At 51.1% G+C, this 17,068-nt stretch carries 19 protein-coding genes and 1 pseudogene; 5 read left to right on the forward strand and 15 right to left on the reverse strand.

Annotated elements, in window-relative coordinates; genetic code table 11:
* Positions 1-41 precede the first annotated feature (41 nt).
* From P3339_RS16625 to P3339_RS16635, 3 genes are read left to right on the forward strand one after another with little or no spacing between them, the layout of a single operon-like run.
* Positions 42-245 carry a hypothetical protein gene (locus P3339_RS16625; protein ID WP_282953649.1) on the forward strand — a complete coding sequence of 68 codons (204 nt, stop codon included), beginning with the start codon at positions 42-44 and terminating at the stop codon, positions 243-245.
* Positions 196-435 (forward strand): YnbE family lipoprotein, encoded by a 240-nt coding sequence (locus P3339_RS16630; protein ID WP_282953613.1) that lies wholly within the window; start codon positions 196-198, stop codon positions 433-435. The genes P3339_RS16625 and P3339_RS16630 overlap by 50 nt, the downstream gene beginning before the upstream one ends.
* The gene (locus P3339_RS16635) at positions 359-685 is read left to right on the forward strand and encodes a YdbL family probable chaperone protein (RefSeq protein WP_020411740.1); all 327 of its coding nucleotides are present in this window, start codon (positions 359-361) and stop codon (positions 683-685) included. The genes P3339_RS16630 and P3339_RS16635 overlap by 77 nt, the downstream gene beginning before the upstream one ends.
* A 93-nt stretch (positions 686-778) precedes the next feature.
* On the opposite strand, the gene rpoS is transcribed toward P3339_RS16635, so the two are convergent.
* The 15 genes and pseudogenes from rpoS to P3339_RS23585 all read right to left on the reverse strand — a co-directional run.
* Positions 779-1,624, reverse strand: a complete 846-nt coding sequence (rpoS, locus tag P3339_RS16640; protein ID WP_282951242.1) for an RNA polymerase sigma factor RpoS — start codon at positions 1,622-1,624, stop codon at positions 779-781.
* Entirely contained in the window at positions 1,588-1,827 is a 240-nt protein-coding gene (locus tag P3339_RS16645) for a hypothetical protein (protein WP_282951243.1), read from the reverse strand. The genes rpoS and P3339_RS16645 overlap by 37 nt, the downstream gene beginning before the upstream one ends.
* 202 nt (positions 1,828-2,029) lie before the next feature.
* Positions 2,030-2,734 (reverse strand): peptidoglycan DD-metalloendopeptidase family protein, encoded by a 705-nt coding sequence (locus P3339_RS16650; protein WP_353056844.1) that lies wholly within the window; start codon positions 2,732-2,734, stop codon positions 2,030-2,032.
* Positions 2,735-2,988: 254 nt separating this feature from the next.
* Complete coding sequence (locus P3339_RS16655) at positions 2,989-3,951, reverse strand: DUF368 domain-containing protein (RefSeq protein WP_282951244.1); 963 nt, start codon at positions 3,949-3,951, stop codon at positions 2,989-2,991.
* Positions 3,948-4,619 carry a protein-L-isoaspartate(D-aspartate) O-methyltransferase gene (locus P3339_RS16660; RefSeq protein ID WP_020411736.1) on the reverse strand — a complete coding sequence of 224 codons (672 nt, stop codon included), beginning with the start codon at positions 4,617-4,619 and terminating at the stop codon, positions 3,948-3,950. The genes P3339_RS16655 and P3339_RS16660 overlap by 4 nt, the downstream gene beginning before the upstream one ends.
* 53 nt (positions 4,620-4,672) lie before the next feature.
* Positions 4,673-5,635: a tRNA pseudouridine(13) synthase TruD gene (gene truD, locus P3339_RS16665; RefSeq protein ID WP_282951245.1), complete on the reverse strand. Its 963-nt coding sequence runs from the start codon at positions 5,633-5,635 to the stop codon at positions 4,673-4,675.
* A complete protein-coding gene (gene ispF, locus P3339_RS16670) occupies positions 5,628-6,113 on the reverse strand; it encodes a 2-C-methyl-D-erythritol 2,4-cyclodiphosphate synthase (RefSeq protein WP_282951246.1) in 486 nt (161 codons plus the stop codon). The genes truD and ispF overlap by 8 nt, the downstream gene beginning before the upstream one ends.
* On the reverse strand, positions 6,113-6,832 hold the full coding sequence (gene ispD, locus P3339_RS16675) for a 2-C-methyl-D-erythritol 4-phosphate cytidylyltransferase (RefSeq protein WP_282951247.1): 720 nt from the start codon (positions 6,830-6,832) through the stop codon (positions 6,113-6,115). Before ispD ends, ispF begins: the two co-directional genes overlap by 1 nt.
* A complete protein-coding gene (locus tag P3339_RS16680) occupies positions 6,829-7,116 on the reverse strand; it encodes an FtsB family cell division protein (protein ID WP_020411732.1) in 288 nt (95 codons plus the stop codon). Before P3339_RS16680 ends, ispD begins: the two co-directional genes overlap by 4 nt.
* Positions 7,117-7,201: 85 nt before the next feature.
* Complete coding sequence (gene eno / locus P3339_RS16685; RefSeq protein WP_020411731.1) at positions 7,202-8,488, reverse strand: phosphopyruvate hydratase; 1,287 nt, start codon at positions 8,486-8,488, stop codon at positions 7,202-7,204.
* Positions 8,489-8,630: 142 nt separating this feature from the next.
* Positions 8,631-9,476 (reverse strand): 3-deoxy-8-phosphooctulonate synthase, encoded by an 846-nt coding sequence (gene kdsA / locus P3339_RS16690; protein ID WP_020411730.1) that lies wholly within the window; start codon positions 9,474-9,476, stop codon positions 8,631-8,633.
* 56 nt (positions 9,477-9,532) lie between these two features.
* Positions 9,533-11,167, reverse strand: a complete 1,635-nt coding sequence (gene pyrG / locus P3339_RS16695; RefSeq protein WP_282951248.1) for a CTP synthase — start codon at positions 11,165-11,167, stop codon at positions 9,533-9,535.
* Positions 11,168-11,292: 125 nt separating this feature from the next.
* The gene (tilS, locus tag P3339_RS16700; protein WP_282951249.1) at positions 11,293-11,673 is read right to left on the reverse strand and encodes a tRNA lysidine(34) synthetase TilS; all 381 of its coding nucleotides are present in this window, start codon (positions 11,671-11,673) and stop codon (positions 11,293-11,295) included.
* Between the two features lie 49 nt (positions 11,674-11,722).
* Entirely contained in the window at positions 11,723-12,601 is an 879-nt protein-coding gene (gene tilS / locus P3339_RS16705) for a tRNA lysidine(34) synthetase TilS (protein WP_282951250.1), read from the reverse strand.
* 504 nt (positions 12,602-13,105) lie between these two features.
* Positions 13,106-13,336: pseudogene (locus P3339_RS23585) on the reverse strand (carbohydrate-binding protein); the annotation flags it as partial.
* A gap of 370 nt (positions 13,337-13,706) precedes the next feature.
* Between P3339_RS23585 and P3339_RS16710 the strand changes: the two are divergent.
* Positions 13,707-13,913, forward strand: a complete 207-nt coding sequence (locus P3339_RS16710; protein ID WP_020411727.1) for a transposase — start codon at positions 13,707-13,709, stop codon at positions 13,911-13,913.
* Positions 13,914-14,465: 552 nt separating this feature from the next.
* Entirely contained in the window at positions 14,466-17,051 is a 2,586-nt protein-coding gene (locus P3339_RS16715; protein WP_282951251.1) for a glycosyl hydrolase family 18 protein, read from the forward strand.
* Positions 17,052-17,068: the final 17 nt, after the last annotated feature.

Raw genomic sequence — 17,068 nt, forward strand, 5'->3', positions numbered from 1 at the left:
ACTGGCTAATTCAGAGCCGGTTAAGGTTAAGCGAATACTATATGGGGAATATGGTAACTCCCAATATGGTTGGCAAACCTGGCCCAGATATTGAGATAACTGCTGTAACAGCAACAAATAGAAGGTACCTGAAGGTACGGAAAGGAGTAGCAGATGAGAGCCAGCCGGCTGATTTCCATAGGGCTGTTGTACGCTATGGTTGCCACAGGGTGCACCCCTACTGTGGCGGTAAAGGCTCCCAGTGAGCCAATCACTGTAAACTTAAACGTAAAGATTGAACACGAAATCCGGGTAAAAGTAGATCGGGACCTAGATACCTTGTTTGAAGACAAAGAAGGCATTTTTGAGGAGGCAACGTATGCATATGTTAAAGAAGGCCCTGTTACTCGTAGGCTTCGTCATCGCACTTCCAGCAATGGCGATCTCACTCAATGAAGCCAAGAGTCAAGGGTTGGTTGGAGAGGCAAATAGCGGCTATATCGCTATCGTAGACGCCAGCTCCCCGGAGCTTGAGAAGTTAGTCAAAGAGATCAATGCAAAGCGCAAAACTTCTTATGCGCAAATTGCCAAACGCAATAATGTCGATATTGCTCAAGTAGCGGCCCGTGCCGCGGAAAAACTGGAAGCTCGCCTTTCTCCTGGGGAGTATTACCAGGACAATCTTGGGCGCTGGGTCAGGAAATAGATCAGACCCAATCTATTAACCTCAAATTGAATCGCTAACGGAAACCCCACGGATACATTGTCTTCGTGGGGTTTCCTCGGTTAAGGACCAAGTTTATAGGTTTCCAAACAAAGACAGTCCATCAAGTCCTTGTTTTTCCATGACTTCACGCAGGCGCTTAAGTGCATCAACCTGGATCTGGCGCACCCTCTCACGCGTTAGGCCGATTTCCCTACCAACTTCTTCCAGGGTGCTCGCTTCAAAGCCACGCAACCCAAATCGCCGGGAAACAACCTCACACTGTTTGTCGGGAAGCTCCCCGAGCCAGCGATTAATGCTATCAAAGAGATCACTGTCCTGAAGTAACTCAGCCGGATCAGACTCCTGCTGGTCGGGAATCGTATCCACCAGTGTCTTTTCCGAAGAGGGACCTATCGGAGTATCTACTGAAGTTACCCGCTCATTGAGCCCTAACATCCGCTCAACGTCTTCAACCGGCTTCTCCAATAAATTAGCGATCTCTTCTGCGGACGGCTCGTGATCCAGCTTCTGCGCCAGCTCACGGGATGCCCGGAGGTACACATTTAATTCCTTTACAACGTGAATTGGCAGGCGAATAGTCCGAGTCTGATTCATAATGGCTCGTTCTATTGTCTGACGTATCCACCAGGTAGCGTAGGTAGAAAAGCGGAAACCCCGCTCAGGGTCGAACTTCTCAACAGCGCGGATAAGCCCCAAATTACCCTCTTCGATCAGGTCTAGCAGCGCCAGGCCACGGCTGACATAACGACGAGCAATCTTTACTACCAAGCGCAAATTACTCTCAATCATGCGCTTTCTCGCCGCAGCGTCACCACGCAGAGCCTTACGTGCGTAATACACCTCTTCTTCAGCGGTCAATAAGGGGGAAAAACCAATTTCATTCAGATAGAGTTGAGTAGCATCCAAATTCTTCTGCAAATGGCTGTCGCCATCCAATCTGGTGACCCTACTCTTCTCTCCGGGGAGGAGACGGAGTTATTTTTTGCCGCATTTCTCCGGGTACGGCCTTTACCTCTCTCTTCGCTGCTACTTAGTTTCTGCTCTTCATTCTCTACCGCCAACTCAGGAGGAAAGTCTTCTGCCTGGCCAGCCAAAGACTGGTCTTGCCGTTGTGCTTCCATTTCCCCTGCTCCTTGTACTTTGCCAATATCAGCCGCCCAAACACTCAAGAAGCTGATCAAAATACAATCAGGCACCATGAGTGTATGGCGACAGCCACTGAATCGGCCAGACCCTTCAGTCGTCACGATTACAGTGACTACCTCAAGTGGTATTAGTTAAAAGTCCATTTTTATTTACAGAGCTTTACTGCACCCATCCGGCTTACGGCAAGTAAGCAAGAGGGTCTACTGGCTGACCGTTTTTGCGAATCTCAAAGTGGAGCTTGTTGCGGTCGGTACCACTCGAACCCAGTTCCGCTATCCGTTGCCCAGCTTTGACTTTGCTGCCCTCTTTCACCAACAAACGGTGATTGTGGGCATAAGCACTCAGGTAAACTTCACTGTGCTTAACGATCAGCAGCTTTCCATAACCTCTCAATGCACTTCCCGCGTAGATAACGGTGCCATCGGCTGCTGCCAATACAGACTCACCCTTTTCTCCTGCGATATCAACACCCTTACGCAAAGGATCCCCTGAGCGGAAGCGGCTGATCAGTTGGCCTTGTACAGGCCAGCGCCAGCGAATAGAGCCTGCGCGCTTGGTTTGAGCCGTTTGGCGTCGAGGAGCTTTCGTTAAGGATTTTTTACTTGCTGTCGCGGCTGGCTTCTTTGAGGAAACCGGTTTACTCACAGTTTTCTTTGCGGCGATGGGAGCCTTTGAGGAGGCACTTGGAGGTACTTTTCCCGTCAGTTTAAGCCGCTGACCAGGATAGATATTATAGGGAGATCTAATGCCATTAAGCGCCGCCAGCTGCCGAAAATCCTTGCCGTATCGCCAGGCAATTGAATAGAGGGTGTCGCCCTTACTCACTGTGTGATAGTTGAGCCTGATACTGGGGGGTTGCTTCAGGGAACTGGTGGGAGCCATATGGCTACCACAGGAAACCAGAAGCAATAACAGAATACTGATGCCTAATATTTTTAACACCCCAAACAAAAAATGACCAGAAATGGGGGAATTGTTCCGCCAAAACAGGCCTTTAGAGCGTAGCAAAAGATGACATTCCATTATTCTCTTTTTACATCAGACCACGGCATTTATGGAAAAAGTGTCTAAAGAAAAGCTCCAAAAATTCCGGTGAACGCTTCATAAAACGCTGCCATACCGAGATTTTCCAGATCTTATTGCGGTGTGGCGCTAGATGTTCCCCGATGAGCCCCTCCCAAAAAGTCTATTGTGAGAACCAACACCATGGCCGCCAGGGCAGCTGTAATAGCCCCACCAAGTTGTGCCGAATCCCCTGTTTGAGTCACAAAATCTGCCGGAGTGGTATTTGTTAACAGCGGTGCCAACTTACTGGACGTTTCTGCCTCTCCGGGCATAGGCAGTTTCCAAGGCCAAATTATTTTCAAACTTCCCAGCAAGATTCCAGCAAGAAAAGCCAGTGTACGAGCGACAAACCTATGCATCAACCACGAAAGTAATCGACTAAATAACATCAACCCAATGGCTGCACCTGCGGCAAAACAAATTAAATTTGTTATCTGTAACTCATGAACGGCGGAAAGCACCTTGGGGTAAATCCCAATCATCAACAAAATAAAGGCGCCGGAAATACCCGGAAGTGCCATTGCACAAATAGCCAAAGCTCCAGATAAAAATAATGTCAGAGGCGTTGCCGGGATTTCTCCCGGACGTAGCTCACTGACTGTAACCGCCAAAGCTATGCCCAGGAACAAAAAAACTATAACTGAAGGGGACCACCGCGGAATATTTCGTATAACCGAAACAGTGGATGCCAGAACCAAACCAAAAAAGAAAGACCAGACAACAATCGGGTAATTCTCCAGCAGTCCACTTATTAATCGGGCAAGACTAAAAATACTAATCAGCACTCCCAAAAACAGGGACAACAGGAAACCACCGTTTATATATTTCCAGGTTGCTGCAACGCCCTCCTTCCTTAGGAGAGTGATACAGTGTGGGCCTATTCGGCTGAGAGAGTCCAGTAACTCCTGGTAAATCCCCGTAATAAAGGCGATAGTTCCCCCAGAAACCCCGGGGACCACATCTGCAGCCCCCATCGCCATACCTCGTAACACCACCCCAGGATAGCGACCTCTGAGGGTTTCATATAACTTCATCGAACAACACCACTGAGCAGCGGTACAAAGCGAACCGCCTCCAATTTTTCCACATCAAATTGATCACTATCCTGGCGACGGGTCACCATCGTCAAATACTGATGCTCTGAACCAACAGGAATCACCAACACACCATCAGGTGCCAACTGTTGCTTCAGCTCATCGGGAACTACTGCCGGTGCTGCCGCAGCCAGGATTGCATCATATGGACCTTTTTCTGGCCAACCAAAGCCGCCATTGCTAAGTTTGTATTCAACATTATGGTGACCCAGCTCTGTCAAACACTTACGTGCCTTCTCCAGCAATGGTTCGACACGCTCTACAGAATAAAGTTGTTCCACCAAACGAGAGAGAATCGCTGTTTGGTACCCGGAACCCGTCCCCACTTCCAAAACGCTGTGCAAAGACTTGGCTCGGCTCAAGAGTAGCTCTGTCATTCGCGCAACAATGTAAGGCTGAGAAATAGTCTGCCCGTAACCAATAGGCAGGGCCGTATCCTCATAGGCGCGAATGGCCAGAGCCTCATCCAGGAACAGGTGTCGCGGTGTTGATGCCATTACATTGAGGACTTCTTCATTACTGATGCCCTCTTCACGCAATCGCTGTATCAGGCGATTGCGGGTACGCTGGGAAGTCATTCCCAAACCTTCGTGTCTCAAGCGGTCCATAAGCTGTTTGATTCCATCCCCTGTATCGCAGCCGTCGCTTCCATTACTGAATTTTATGTGCCCGAGTTCACATTGACCAGATTGGCGACTTCCCTCAGCAAGGCGGTTGCGAACGCGCCTGGTGGAAGAGCAAATTCAAGTTCCAGGTTATCGCCACACCACTGGTAGCGAAAAGCCTCCGGACGTAATACCAGCGGTCTACGCTCCTGCTTTAGGCCACAATGTTCCAGCCAGTTGCACCAGGGTTGCCATTCTCCAAGAACCCTTTCCTCAAGCTCACCTGCAATACCTACAGTTGGGTTGCGTCCGCGCCCCCACAAGGGACCACTGGGAGTGGCCTCTGGCTCCCCATCAAGGCACTCGAACCAGCTTTTTGAATTAACCCTCTCCGCCAGAACCTGGTTGAACAACCAACTGCGCGCTGCCGACATGGCAAAGGCTTTCTCACTTTTGCGGCATCGACCTTCTTCTTCCGCCAATTGGCGCGCCAGATCCAGGTTACCGCCAGAAACACCGAAGCGCTGTTCACCAAAATAATTCGGTATACCCTCCCTAACCTGCTCCAGAACCTTGTCTGCAGCTTGGCGATCTCCCCGAATATTGCGCAGGCGAATTGTGAATCGGTTACCGGCATGTTCGCCGCGACGTAGCTTGCGGGCACCGCGAAATGTCTGCAGTAAAGAAACCTCATCACCATTAATCTGCAACCAATCGGCCTCAGGTTTTTGTCCAAGCCACACGCTAAACCACTGGGTGGTAACTGCATGCCGATCTTTCAAACCAAAATAGCTGACATCCAGTTGACGTACGCCGGCGAGTTTGGCCAATTGTTTCGCAACCCAGGCAGTGTTGGCACCTCGCTTCCGGATGTGCAGGTATACGTGCTCGCCATCATCACAGGGTTCTGGAAAGGCCAACTCATCGACAACAAAGTCTTCCGGCTCAGTACGGAAATCTGCGGAGATTTCTGCCCCTCCCAAAGCCCGGGGCCAATTTAGGTTCCAGGCCTCAGGCATGGCTATTCTCTAGCAATACCACAGCCTGAGCAGCAATTCCCTCTCCACGCCCAGTGAAACCAAGCTTTTCAGTGGTTGTGGCTTTTACACTGATGCTCTCAACATCCACATCACAATCCCCGGCAATATTTTCTCGCATGGACTGGATATATGGTGCCATCTTGGGGGCCTGGGCTATCAGGGTGGTATCCACATTCACCAAACGATAACCCTTACTATTAACCAAGGACAGGACATGCCGCAGCAATGTGCGACTATCAGCACCCGCATAGCGTTTATCCGTATCAGGAAAGTGGTAACCAATATCTCCAAGGGCCAGAGCTCCAAGTAGAGCATCTGCTAGGGCGTGTAAAAGCACATCCCCATCTGAATGGGCCTTTAAGCCAAACGTATGGGGAATTTTTACCCCACCAAGCACAACATGATCGCCAGGGCAGAATGCATGTACATCAAAGCCCTGACCAATTCGAAAACTCACTATCGTTTATCCTCAGTGGGTGCATAACGCAGGCGGAGTATGGCCTCAGCTACCATGATGTCTGAAGGATGGGTCACTTTAATGTTATCGCCCTGCCCCTCAACAAGTTGCGGCGAGTGGCCAAAAGTCTCAAGTGCACTCGCCTCATCCGTCACCGCTTCACCTTGCTCCAGCGCGCGATTGAGACAGGAATACAACACTCCCAATGGGGCGCGCTGGGGTGTCTGTGCCAACCATATCTGTGTGCGGTCAAGAGTTTGCTCCACACAGGGCACACCACTGGATTCATGACTGCGCTTTACCGTATCACTGGCAGGTCTTGCCAGGAGAGCCATAGGGGAAACACTCTCATCCAGAAGTGCGCTAATGTCATCCAGGGTCACGCAGGGGCGTGCAGCATCGTGAACCAGCACAGGGGTATCAGCCAATTCCCGTTCAGAAAGAAACTCTAATGCAGCAAGAACAGAATCAGAACGCTCAGCACCACCGGTAACAGTGTGCACGAATGGATGCTCCGCCTCCCTCAAGTGCTGGAAGAGTTGATCATCACCAGAAAGGGCTACGACAATTCCAGCGAGCCCGGGCCAGCTTAAAATATTACGTAAGGTTAGGGATAACAGGGGTTGCCCAAGCAAAGGCAGATATTGCTTTGGCCGATCCGCGCCCATGCGTTTGCCAATTCCCGCAGCGGGTACAATCACCCAATAATCTGTAATCACTTTTTACCCTCTTCCGAATCCAGGAAGATAAAAAGGGTTTCCCCCTCTTTTATGAGTCCCAGGTCATAGCGTGCTTTAGCCTCAACACCATCGGTGCCCACTTTGAGGCTCCTTACTTCCCTCAATAGCTGACGATTTTCCCGAGCGAGAGCAGCATTTTTTTCCTGTTGCTGGTCGAGTTGTCGTTTAAGACGGGTAACTTCGGCGAGACTGCCTCCACCAACCCAAAGTCGATATTGGGTGGTAAGCAGAATGATAGTGAGAATTGCCAGCAGCCATTTCATACGAGATTACGATATTTCGCTTGTTCGTATTATAGATATTGCAGAGGAAGTCCTCTGCAATATCAATGTGCGATTCAAATATTGATTATTTAAATTCAGCACGGCCACGGTAAGGAGCGGCACCGTTCAGCTCAGCTTCAATACGCAGCAGACGGTTGTACTTGGCTACGCGGTCGGAGCGACACAGGGAGCCCGTCTTGATTTGGCCAGCAGCAGTAGCAACAGCCAGGTCGGCGATGGTGGTATCTTCGGTTTCACCGGAACGGTGGGATATCACTGCGGTGTAGCCGGCATCTTTTGCCATTTTGATCGCGTCCAGAGTCTCAGATAGGGAGCCGATCTGGTTGAACTTGATCAGGATAGAGTTACCCACGCCTTTCTCGATACCTTCTTTCAGGATCTTGGTGTTGGTTACGAACAGATCGTCGCCTACCAGCTGTACTTTGTCACCAATTTTGTCGGTGAGCACTTTCCAGCCGTCCCAATCGCTTTCGTCCATACCGTCTTCAATAGACAGGATTGGGTAGTTTGCGGAAAGCTCGGCCAAGTAGCTGGCAAAACCTTCGCTATCGAATTGCTTACCTTCACCGGACAGGTCGTACTTGCCATCTTTGTAGAACTCGGAAGAAGCGCAGTCCAAAGCCAGAGTGATGTCATCGCCCAGGGTGTAACCGGCTTTTTCTACCGCTTCAGCAATGACTTTCAAAGCTGCTTCGTTGGAAGGCAGATTCGGAGCAAAGCCACCTTCATCGCCAACTGCCGTATTCAGGCTGTTGCTAGACAGTACTTTTTTCAGGGAGTGGAAGATCTCAGCACCTTGACGCAGGGCTTCGGCAAAAGACTCAGCTTTAACGGGCTGAACCATAAATTCCTGGATATCCACATTGTTATCAGCGTGCTCACCACCGTTGAGAATATTCATCATCGGCACCGGCATAGAGTATTGACCGGGGGTGCCGTTCACCTCAGCAATATGCTGATACAGTGGAATTTTCTTGGAGGCTGCAGCGGCCTTGGCTGCCGCCAGGGAAACAGCCAGGATAGCATTGGCACCCAGCTTGGCTTTGTTTTCAGTACCATCGGCATCGATCATCGCTTTATCCAGGGTGCGCTGATCAGTTGCGTCCATACCTTTGAGCAGATCGGCGATAGTGGTGTTGATATTTTCAACCGCCTTTAATACACCTTTGCCCAGGTAACGGCTCTTATCACCATCGCGTAATTCCAGAGCTTCACGAGAACCAGTAGAGGCACCGGAGGGAGCACAGGCGGAGCCAATGGAACCGTCTTCCAGGATTACATCGGCTTCAACGGTAGGGTTACCGCGAGAATCCATTACTTCAAAGGCTTTAACAGCGACAATCTTGCTCATTTACAATGGGCTCCGTATTGGTACTTACTGAAAATAGGTTTTCGTAAATCAGACGTTATGCACTTTTGCTACAGCACTAAAGCTAAATAGCAGAGGGGAAAGTGCCGCGCGCCCGATCAGGGCGCGCAAAAAACTCTCTTTTTTATTTCGTATCCAGCGGCTCAAAACCTTTGATCAGGTCATCTACCGCTTTCATCTGCGCCAGGAATGGCTCCAGCTTCTCTAATGGCAATGCACTGGGGCCATCACACAATGCTTTGTCTGGATTCGGATGTGCTTCCAGGAACAGGCCGGCAATCCCGATAGCCAAACCTGCGCGGCCCAGCTCAGTGACCTGTGCACGGCGACCACCGGAGGCTGCGCCGGAAGGATCGCGCATTTGCAGTGAGTGGGTAACATCAAAAATCAGCGGCGCACCGCCGGAGGCATTGATCATGGTGCTAAAGCCCAGCATATCGACAACCAGGTTGTCGTAGCCAAAGCAGGCACCGCGCTCACACAAAAGAATATTTTCGTTGCCGCACTCAGCAAATTTCTCCACCACATTTTTAACTTGCGGCGGGCTCATAAACTGGGGCTTTTTGACGTTGATCACTGCACCAGTCGCTGCCATAGCGGCGACCAGGTCAGTCTGACGGGCCAGGAAGGCCGGCAGCTGGATAATATCCACGACTTCGGCAACCGGAGCAGCCTGGTGTACTTCGTGGACATCGGTAATCAAGGGGACCTTAAAGGTGTCTTTGATTTCCTGAAAAATCTTCAGGCCTTCTTCCATTCCCGGTCCGCGATAAGAGTTGATGGAAGAGCGATTGGCCTTGTCAAAAGACGCTTTAAAAACATAGGGAATACCCAGTTTTTCAGTGACTTTTACATAGTGCTCAGCCACCTGCATCGCCAGGTCGCGGGATTCCAGTACATTCATACCGCCAAACAGCACAAAAGGCTTATCGTTGGCGACCTGAATATTTCCGACTTCAATGGTTTTCACTGTCAGCTCCCTGTCATCTCACCCCCAGCCACAGGCGCCGGGGATGGAATTACTGATTAACCCTGGTTTTCACGCTGCTTCATTGCCGCGGCAACAAAGCTTTCGAACAGCGGATGGCCGTCGCGCGGGGTTGAAGTAAATTCCGGGTGGAACTGGCAAGCAACGAACCAGGGATGGTTCGGCAATTCAACCATTTCTACCAGGGTATCGTCTGCAGACCAGCCGCCAATTTTCAAACCGGCTTGCTGCAGGCGATCAACGTAGTTGTTGTTCACTTCGTAGCGGTGGCGGTGGCGCTCTACGATGACGTCTGCACCGTAGATATCGCGGGCCTTGGTGTCTTTAGCCAGGCGACATTCCTGGCCGCCCAGGCGCATGGTGCCGCCCAGATCGGACTGCTCATCGCGCTTCTCGATATTGCCTTCGCTATCGATCCACTCTGTGATCAGGCCGATAACAGGGTGCGGGGTTTTAGTATTGAATTCAGTACTGTTGGCACCTTCGAGGCCGAGCACATTGCGCGCGAACTCGATAACCACAGATTGTAAACCGAGGCAGATGCCCAGGTAAGGAATATTGTTTTCACGGGCGTAGCGAACAGATTCAAGCTTGCCCTCTAAACCGCGCTCACCAAATCCACCGGGAACCAGGATTGCATCGGCATCCTTGATCAGGTCAATACCGTTCTCGCCCTCAACGTCTTCAGCGTTGATAAAGTCGATATCCACTTTGCAGCGATGCTTGATACCCGCATGGGTCAGGGACTCGATCAGGGACTTATAGGCATCCAGCAACTCCATGTATTTGCCAACCATGGCAATTTTCACTTCGTGCTGTGGGTTCAGCTTGCCATCGACCACTTGGTCCCACTCGGACAGGTCTGGAGCCTGGCATTCCAGCTGCAGCTTTTCCACAACGATATCGTCGAGGCCGTAACTGTGCAGAAGACGCGGTACGCCATAGATGGTCTTGGCATCGGGCAGCGGTACCACAGCGCGCTCTTCAACATTGGTGAACAGTGCAATCTTGCGGCGGGAGTCCTCATCGATCTCGCGCTCGGAACGGCACAGCAGAATATCCGGCTGCAAGCCGATAGAACGCAACTCTTTAACAGAGTGCTGGGTCGGCTTGGTCTTGGTTTCACCAGCAGTGGCAAGAAAAGGCACATAGCTCAGGTGGATCAACAGGGCGCGGTTGGTGCCCATTTCCACACGCAGCTGACGCACAGATTCCAGGAACGGTTGGGATTCGATATCACCTACGGTGCCACCGATTTCAACAATAGCGACGTCGACATCGCGGCCACCTTCCACGACGCGGCGTTTGATCTCGTCGGTAATGTGGGGGATCACCTGTACGGTACCACCCAGGTAGTCACCACGGCGTTCTTTACGCAGTACGGTCTCGTACACACGGCCGGTGGTGAAGTTGTTACGCTTGGACATCCGGGTACGGATAAAGCGTTCATAGTGACCCAGGTCCAGGTCAGTCTCGGCACCATCCTCGGTGACATACACCTCACCGTGCTGGAAGGGGCTCATGGTACCTGGGTCTACGTTGATGTAAGGGTCCAGTTTTAGGATGGTAACCTTGAGGCCGCGGGCCTCGAGAATGGCGGCCAGAGAGGCGGAGGCGATACCTTTCCCCAACGAGGAAACCACGCCACCAGTTACAAAAATATAGCGCGTCATGCAAAACCTTGGTCAGTTGAGCGCTCGATGAATGTCGAGCTTACAGGGCTGGCCCGGGCGGATAATCCAGCTTCTCCCGGTGCCTTTGAGACGGGGCGCCAGAGTAGCAGAAAACCCCTTCCCACTCAATCGAAAAACCGCCAGCTTGGAGGCCGATCGGGGATATCGCTATTTACTTTACAGGAAAAGAGCCCGGCAACAGCCACCAACTCCTCTCCCCTGTATACCAGTGGCACCCTGTCGCGCAGCCAGGGTTCCAAGCCCCGCTCTTGCAGAATCTTTTTGAGAGTTTGGGAATGGGTACGATCTATTGGCAGTGCGCGTTCTCCACCGCTGCGATAGCGCACCAGGTAATCTGCCTGCGGCCACCCTGTCACCGGCTCCAATACCGCCCCTCCTGGCAGCGCAAGGCTGGAAATACCATCCCAAGCCAAAAGAGTATTCTTACAGGAAGATAGAGGAGCCAGCTTCGGGGTCAGGTAAAGCCGGTCTTGATATCGCCTCACTACCTGCCCCCCAAATGCACAACCAACTGGGCGTCCTGTGCTGCACCACTCACTTGCGCCAGAGCCTCTTGCAGCGAGACAGATTCTGGTGGCATCCCCCCTGGCGTTGAACCCAGTATCGCAACAGGTTCTTACGTCTCGCCCTACTCAAGGCGGAAAATACTTTCAGGGACAGGCTTTCGCCTAAACGCTCTCGCTTTAGGTCACATGTATTCAGGTCAGCAAGTGCCAACTCCTGTAACAGCTCGACGGATTCCCTGAGGTTATCCACAGCCTGAGCAACCCTCTGCCTAACCGACCAGCGCTCACCAAGCGGAGCCATGATGCGATGACGTAAGAAATTGCGATCCAGGCCTTCATCACTGTTGCTTTCATCATCAATCCAACTGAGGTTATGCTCCCGGGCCCAATCCTCCAGTTCAGCCCGACCAACCTTAAGCAGAGGTCTAAGCAGGGATGCGCCACTCCCCAATGGGCGCCATTTGGCCATACCAGCAAGCCCGAGCACACCGGCACCTCGCAGTAAGCGAAGCAAGAAGGTCTCCGCCTGATCATCCCCATGATGACCGAGCAAAATTTGATCACCTGGGGACATGACATCGCCAAAGGCACGATAACGGGCCAGGCGTGCGCCCTGCTCAAGCCCACCACCCTTCTTATCTACTGCCACGCGAAGCGCTGTAAAAGGGATATTTAGCCCATTGGAAAATGCCTGACAATGGGCCTGCCAGCTGTCCGCGCTTTCACTAAGACCATGGTGTACATGCACAGCCAGCACCGGAATCTCACATTTATGCAATACGTGAAGAAGCACAGTGGAGTCGAGGCCACCAGAGAACCCCACCCAAAGACGCCCCTGTGCGGGATAGCACTGCAGCGAAGCTTGGATAAGCTCTGGTAGCCGTTTTTGGTAAGTTGAAATTGTCACTGACAGGAAAGCCTGGAAGTAAAATCCGCAACAGTATACCTACCCGGGCAGAAAGTGAGGACCCACCATAACCGTTAAACCACTAACCCACCTCAACAGAAGCAAATTCCTTTACTGACTTCACCTTCATTAAGCCGACGATATTCCGTCGTCGCCACCCCCACCATTCCACTGGAAAAGGAGTTGAAGGTCACGGCCCCTATCAGCAATTCTAATTGTTGTGCTCCTCTTATCCGGCTTCGATTGCCAGTACCTTACAACCCACAGCGCGATCATATTGAATCGTCACATTCTGCCCGTTAGTGTAATACTGTATCTCGCAACCACCATAATTGGTTTAGAAACTCCAGCTGCTGCTATCGGTACTATTGAGCTCGTCGGCCGACACAAGACTCTTAAAGTCTATGGCAATTATTTCGATCCAATTGAAACTCCAACCTCCAAACTCTGCATAAACGCGTAAATTATAATTACCCGCCTCTATTTTGGCGGTGAATTCGATAGTCAGCCATTTCTGCCAGCCAACGGCCGGTATTGGGGGTGACGGCTCGATCCAATACATTGCACACCGTTTAAATCAACAGATACTGTGGCACCTGAGGGACTGGAAACACGCATATGAACTTTGTAGTTTCCTGTGCTGGGTATTTGTAAATTTTTGTAGGCAAGCCACTCTCCCTGATCAATCCAGCCAACATTGAAGCCGTCGCCACGATCTTTAGTAATTTCTATATCTACGTGATCGTTTTTATAGGCACCCCCGCTGTTACCCGGTGTCCGATCACAAAATCAGGTGTAATCTTCTGCTTGGAAAGTAATGGTTTGAGTAGGAACGATTAACATACACAAACAGAAGATTACCAACCTCCAACATAATCATGCTTTTATTTTTTATGAGCATTTACACTACATATTAAATTAATTCATGCAGGAATTGTGTTTTGCTCACAGGCCTGTTAGGCAGATTTCTTTAGCGTACCCCCTCCACAGAGCTTAAGATATTCGTAAACAGTTCGAACTGACGTTGTTATGCCATATTAGATATTGATTTAAGGAACCTCTGAATAAGCGCCGCAAGACCCGTAGGGAAAAATTCCTTGAAGAAATGGACACTTTAGTTCCACAGTCGCGCCTTGCGGAAAAGATCAAGGCGCAGATAAGAGCGAAGGTCGAGCACCCCTTTCGCTACATCAAGCGGGTATTGGGTTATGACAAGGTCCGCTATCGAGGACTGGTAAAAAATACTGAGCGGCTGTGCTTGTTCGCAGGCTTCACTTACTTACTAATAGGGAAAAAATACTTGGCTGCCTAGGGGGGCGCCCGTGATTCGCCTATTGAGGACTTCTGGTGAAAAATCAGGGAGCTAGTACGCGAAAATTAAGCGTTTGCGCGTAAAAAAGTGAGTTTTATAATTGATTCAGCTTAATTCTAGAAAAATGCTTCGTTAATCAGAGGTTCCTTAACTTTGTTATTCCTGCACCTCCCTTACCGGCTGGCAAGCTGGTCGGTGAACCGTAACGATCACCACCGGTAAAGCTCCTGCTCGATGCAGAAAAGTCGCCCACCAGTACTCCTCGTTTTCTCCCCTTGATCCGGGTTGATCAAACCTCCCCCCTGGGAAAAGGCGCAATGTCTTGCCTCAGTCATATTCTCGTAAAGTTCCGTTTTTTTCGTGATACGGGTCTCATATCACCTCCAATGGCGGCACTTTCATTCGAATTCTCTTTACCCCGTGGCAATTCATCCCTTTCTGCATTGCGACTCCCCATAAGCGATGATATTTTGACAGCGGTGTCATTTTGGCAATCGCATCACCTAACTGCCGATGGCCAACAATAAAAATAACTTGCTCAAGGTAAACCCTATGCAAACGCCTAAATTCCTGACCTGGTCGCAAACTCCATTGATATTTGCTTTAGTCAGTTCGACCGCACTCGCAGTCCCCGGTGTACCCGCCATTAACAATATGGAAACCCGCTTTGCCATTATTGAAGTTGACGACACAGCTACCGCCTACGAGCAGCTGGTGACCATCAAAGACCAGGCTGAAATACCTGTGTCCTGGTCCAAATTTTCAGGCGACGATGCCGACACTGCACAGTATCTGCTCGATGGACAAGTTGTATTCGAGCAGCCAGTAAATGGCGCCGGCAACCAGAGCGGAACTGCCACATTACAGATCACTGAAGGAGGCCGATACGAACTGCAGGTCGCCCTATGTAACTTCTCCGGTTGCAGCAGTTCAGAAGTAACTGACATCGTCGTAGCTGATACTGACGGGAGCCACTTGGACCCAATCGTGCTCAATGATGGAGAGAATAACCAACCTTACACTAATACCAGCGGATCTGTTGTGGGTGCTTACTTTGTAGAGTGGGGTGTGTACGGTCGAAAGTTCCCGGTTGACAAAATCCCAGCCTATAACCTCACCCATATCTTGTACGGCTTTATTCCTATTTGCGGCGGCGACGGCATCAACGACAGCCTCAAGGAAATTGAAGGCAGCTTCCAGGCACTACAGCGCTCTTGCTCTGGGCGGGAAGATTTCAAAGTTGCTATTCACGACCCATTTGCGGCACTGCAGAAATCACAAGCAGGGCACAGCTGGTCCGATCCCTACAAGGGTAACTTCGGCCAGTTGATGGCGTTGAAGCAGGCCTATCCAGATATCAAGGTACTACCGTCGATCGGTGGATGGACCCTATCCGATCCATTCTACTTCTTTGATGATCCTGAACTTCGTACCCGCTTTGTGGATTCAGTAGAGGAGTTTCTGCGTACCTGGAAATTCTTTGACGGTGTGGACATTGATTGGGAGTACCCTGGTGGCCAGGGCGCGAACCCTAATCTTGGCGATCCCAATACCGATGGTGAGACTTACCGCTTACTGATGAAAGAACTGCGCGCAATGCTGGACCAGCTCGAGCAGGAAACCGGCCGTGAGTACGAGCTCACTTCTGCTATTGGTGCTGGGGCTGACAAGATCGAAGATGTCGATTACTCGAATGTCGAACAGTACATGGATTATCTGTTTTTGATGGCCTATGACTTCTACGGAGCCTGGAGTAACGAGACTCTTGGGCATCAGACGGCGATTTATGCTCCGAGCTGGAATCCGACAGATGACTACAATGCTCATTCCGGTATCCAGACATTGATTGGCGCAGGTGTACCACCGTCAAAGCTGGTGTTGGGTACTGCAATGTATGGTCGCGGTTGGACCGGGGTTACCGGTTGGACGGGTGCTGATCACCTGACAGGAACAGCGACCGGAGCGACTCCAGGCACCTGGGAAGCCGGCATTGTGGACTACCGTGATATTGCCGGGAAGATTGCCAGCGGTGAGTGGCAGGAGCACTACGACAGTACTGCTCAGGGCGCCTATATCTTCAAGGCTGATACCGGTGACCTGATTACCTATGACAATGTCACCTCCGTCATGCAAAAAGGTACTTACGCACGAAGCAATGGTCTCGCAGGTTTGTTTGCTTGGGAAATTGATGCAGACAACGGTGACATACTCAATGCCATGCATGAGAGCTTAGGCCACGATGATGGCATGGCCAATCGAGCACCGTCAGCCAATGCGGGAGTTGATCAGTCTGTGGTGAGCGGTACTTCAGTGACTTTGAATGGTAGTGCTTCCAGTGATCCAGATGGTGATGTTTTGACCTACTCCTGGACTCAGATCGGTACCCCCACAGTACCCCTACAGGGTACGGATAGTGCGTCTCCAGAGTTTACCGCTCCGCAGGTTACTATGGAGACGCAGTTGGAATTTGAACTCACTGTGAGCGATGGTGAGTTATCGAATACCGATAATGTCTTAGTGACTCTGCTACCAGAGGGAGATAATGCGCCCCCCGTCGTTTCCGTCCCAGGCAGTGTCTCTGTTGCTGAAGGAGGGAGTGTCAGTGTTACTGCCAATGCTAGTGACCCCAATGGCGATACGCTTACTTACAACTGGAATGCACCGGGTCTTACTGTAGCCAATGGCGATAGTGCCAATGCTACCTTCACTGCACCCCAGGTTCAAGCGAATACTGCTTTCACCGCGACAGTGACCGTCAGCGATGGCTTCACCAGTGTCTCTGCCGCAGTGCAGGTGAATGTGACCGATACAGGGGATAGCTGCAACCAGTCCGACCCTAACGCAGATAATTACCCTGCCTGGCAAATGGGGGGCACTTACCTGGGCGGTGACCAGGTAAGCCATCAGAATCTCGTTTGGCAGGCCAAGTACTGGACCCAGATGGAGCCGGGGATAACTGCAGCTGACTGGATACTGGTCAGTGAAGTCGAAATGCCATGGAATGCAACGACCAGTTACAACGGTGGGGACGAAGTAAATCACGGCGATGCCCGTTACCGTGCCAAGTGGTGGACCCAGGGTGACGAACCTGGTGCTTCCACAGTTTGGGAGGAAATTGGTCCTGCAACCTGCAATTGATCACTCTCACAGGGTGG

The organism is Microbulbifer sp. MLAF003 (assembly GCF_030012965.1).
In the GTDB taxonomy this organism is placed as follows: domain Bacteria; phylum Pseudomonadota; class Gammaproteobacteria; order Pseudomonadales; family Cellvibrionaceae; genus Microbulbifer; species Microbulbifer variabilis.

Bases quoted from the DNA above. Each gene is read 5' to 3' on its own strand.
- P3339_RS16625 (WP_282953649.1), top strand. From the start codon at position 42: ATGGGGAATATGGTAACTCCCAATATGGTTGGCAAACCTGGCCCAGAT.
- P3339_RS16630 (WP_282953613.1), top strand. From the start codon at position 196: ATGGTTGCCACAGGGTGCACCCCTACTGTGGCGGTAAAGGCTCCCAGT.
- P3339_RS16635 (WP_020411740.1), top strand. From the start codon at position 359: ATGCATATGTTAAAGAAGGCCCTGTTACTCGTAGGCTTCGTCATCGCA.
- P3339_RS16645 (WP_282951243.1), bottom strand. From the start codon at position 1,827: ATGGAAGCACAACGGCAAGACCAGTCTTTGGCTGGCCAGGCAGAAGAC.
- P3339_RS16650 (WP_353056844.1), bottom strand. From the start codon at position 2,734: ATGGCTCCCACCAGTTCCCTGAAGCAACCCCCCAGTATCAGGCTCAAC.
- P3339_RS16655 (WP_282951244.1), bottom strand. From the start codon at position 3,951: ATGAAGTTATATGAAACCCTCAGAGGTCGCTATCCTGGGGTGGTGTTA.
- P3339_RS16660 (WP_020411736.1), bottom strand. From the start codon at position 4,619: ATGGACCGCTTGAGACACGAAGGTTTGGGAATGACTTCCCAGCGTACC.
- truD (WP_282951245.1), bottom strand. From the start codon at position 5,635: ATGCCTGAGGCCTGGAACCTAAATTGGCCCCGGGCTTTGGGAGGGGCA.
- P3339_RS16680 (WP_020411732.1), bottom strand. From the start codon at position 7,116: ATGAAATGGCTGCTGGCAATTCTCACTATCATTCTGCTTACCACCCAA.
- eno (WP_020411731.1), bottom strand. From the start codon at position 8,488: ATGAGCAAGATTGTCGCTGTTAAAGCCTTTGAAGTAATGGATTCTCGC.
- pyrG (WP_282951248.1), bottom strand. From the start codon at position 11,167: ATGACGCGCTATATTTTTGTAACTGGTGGCGTGGTTTCCTCGTTGGGG.
- P3339_RS16710 (WP_020411727.1), top strand. From the start codon at position 13,707: ATGGACACTTTAGTTCCACAGTCGCGCCTTGCGGAAAAGATCAAGGCG.
- P3339_RS16715 (WP_282951251.1), top strand. From the start codon at position 14,466: ATGCAAACGCCTAAATTCCTGACCTGGTCGCAAACTCCATTGATATTT.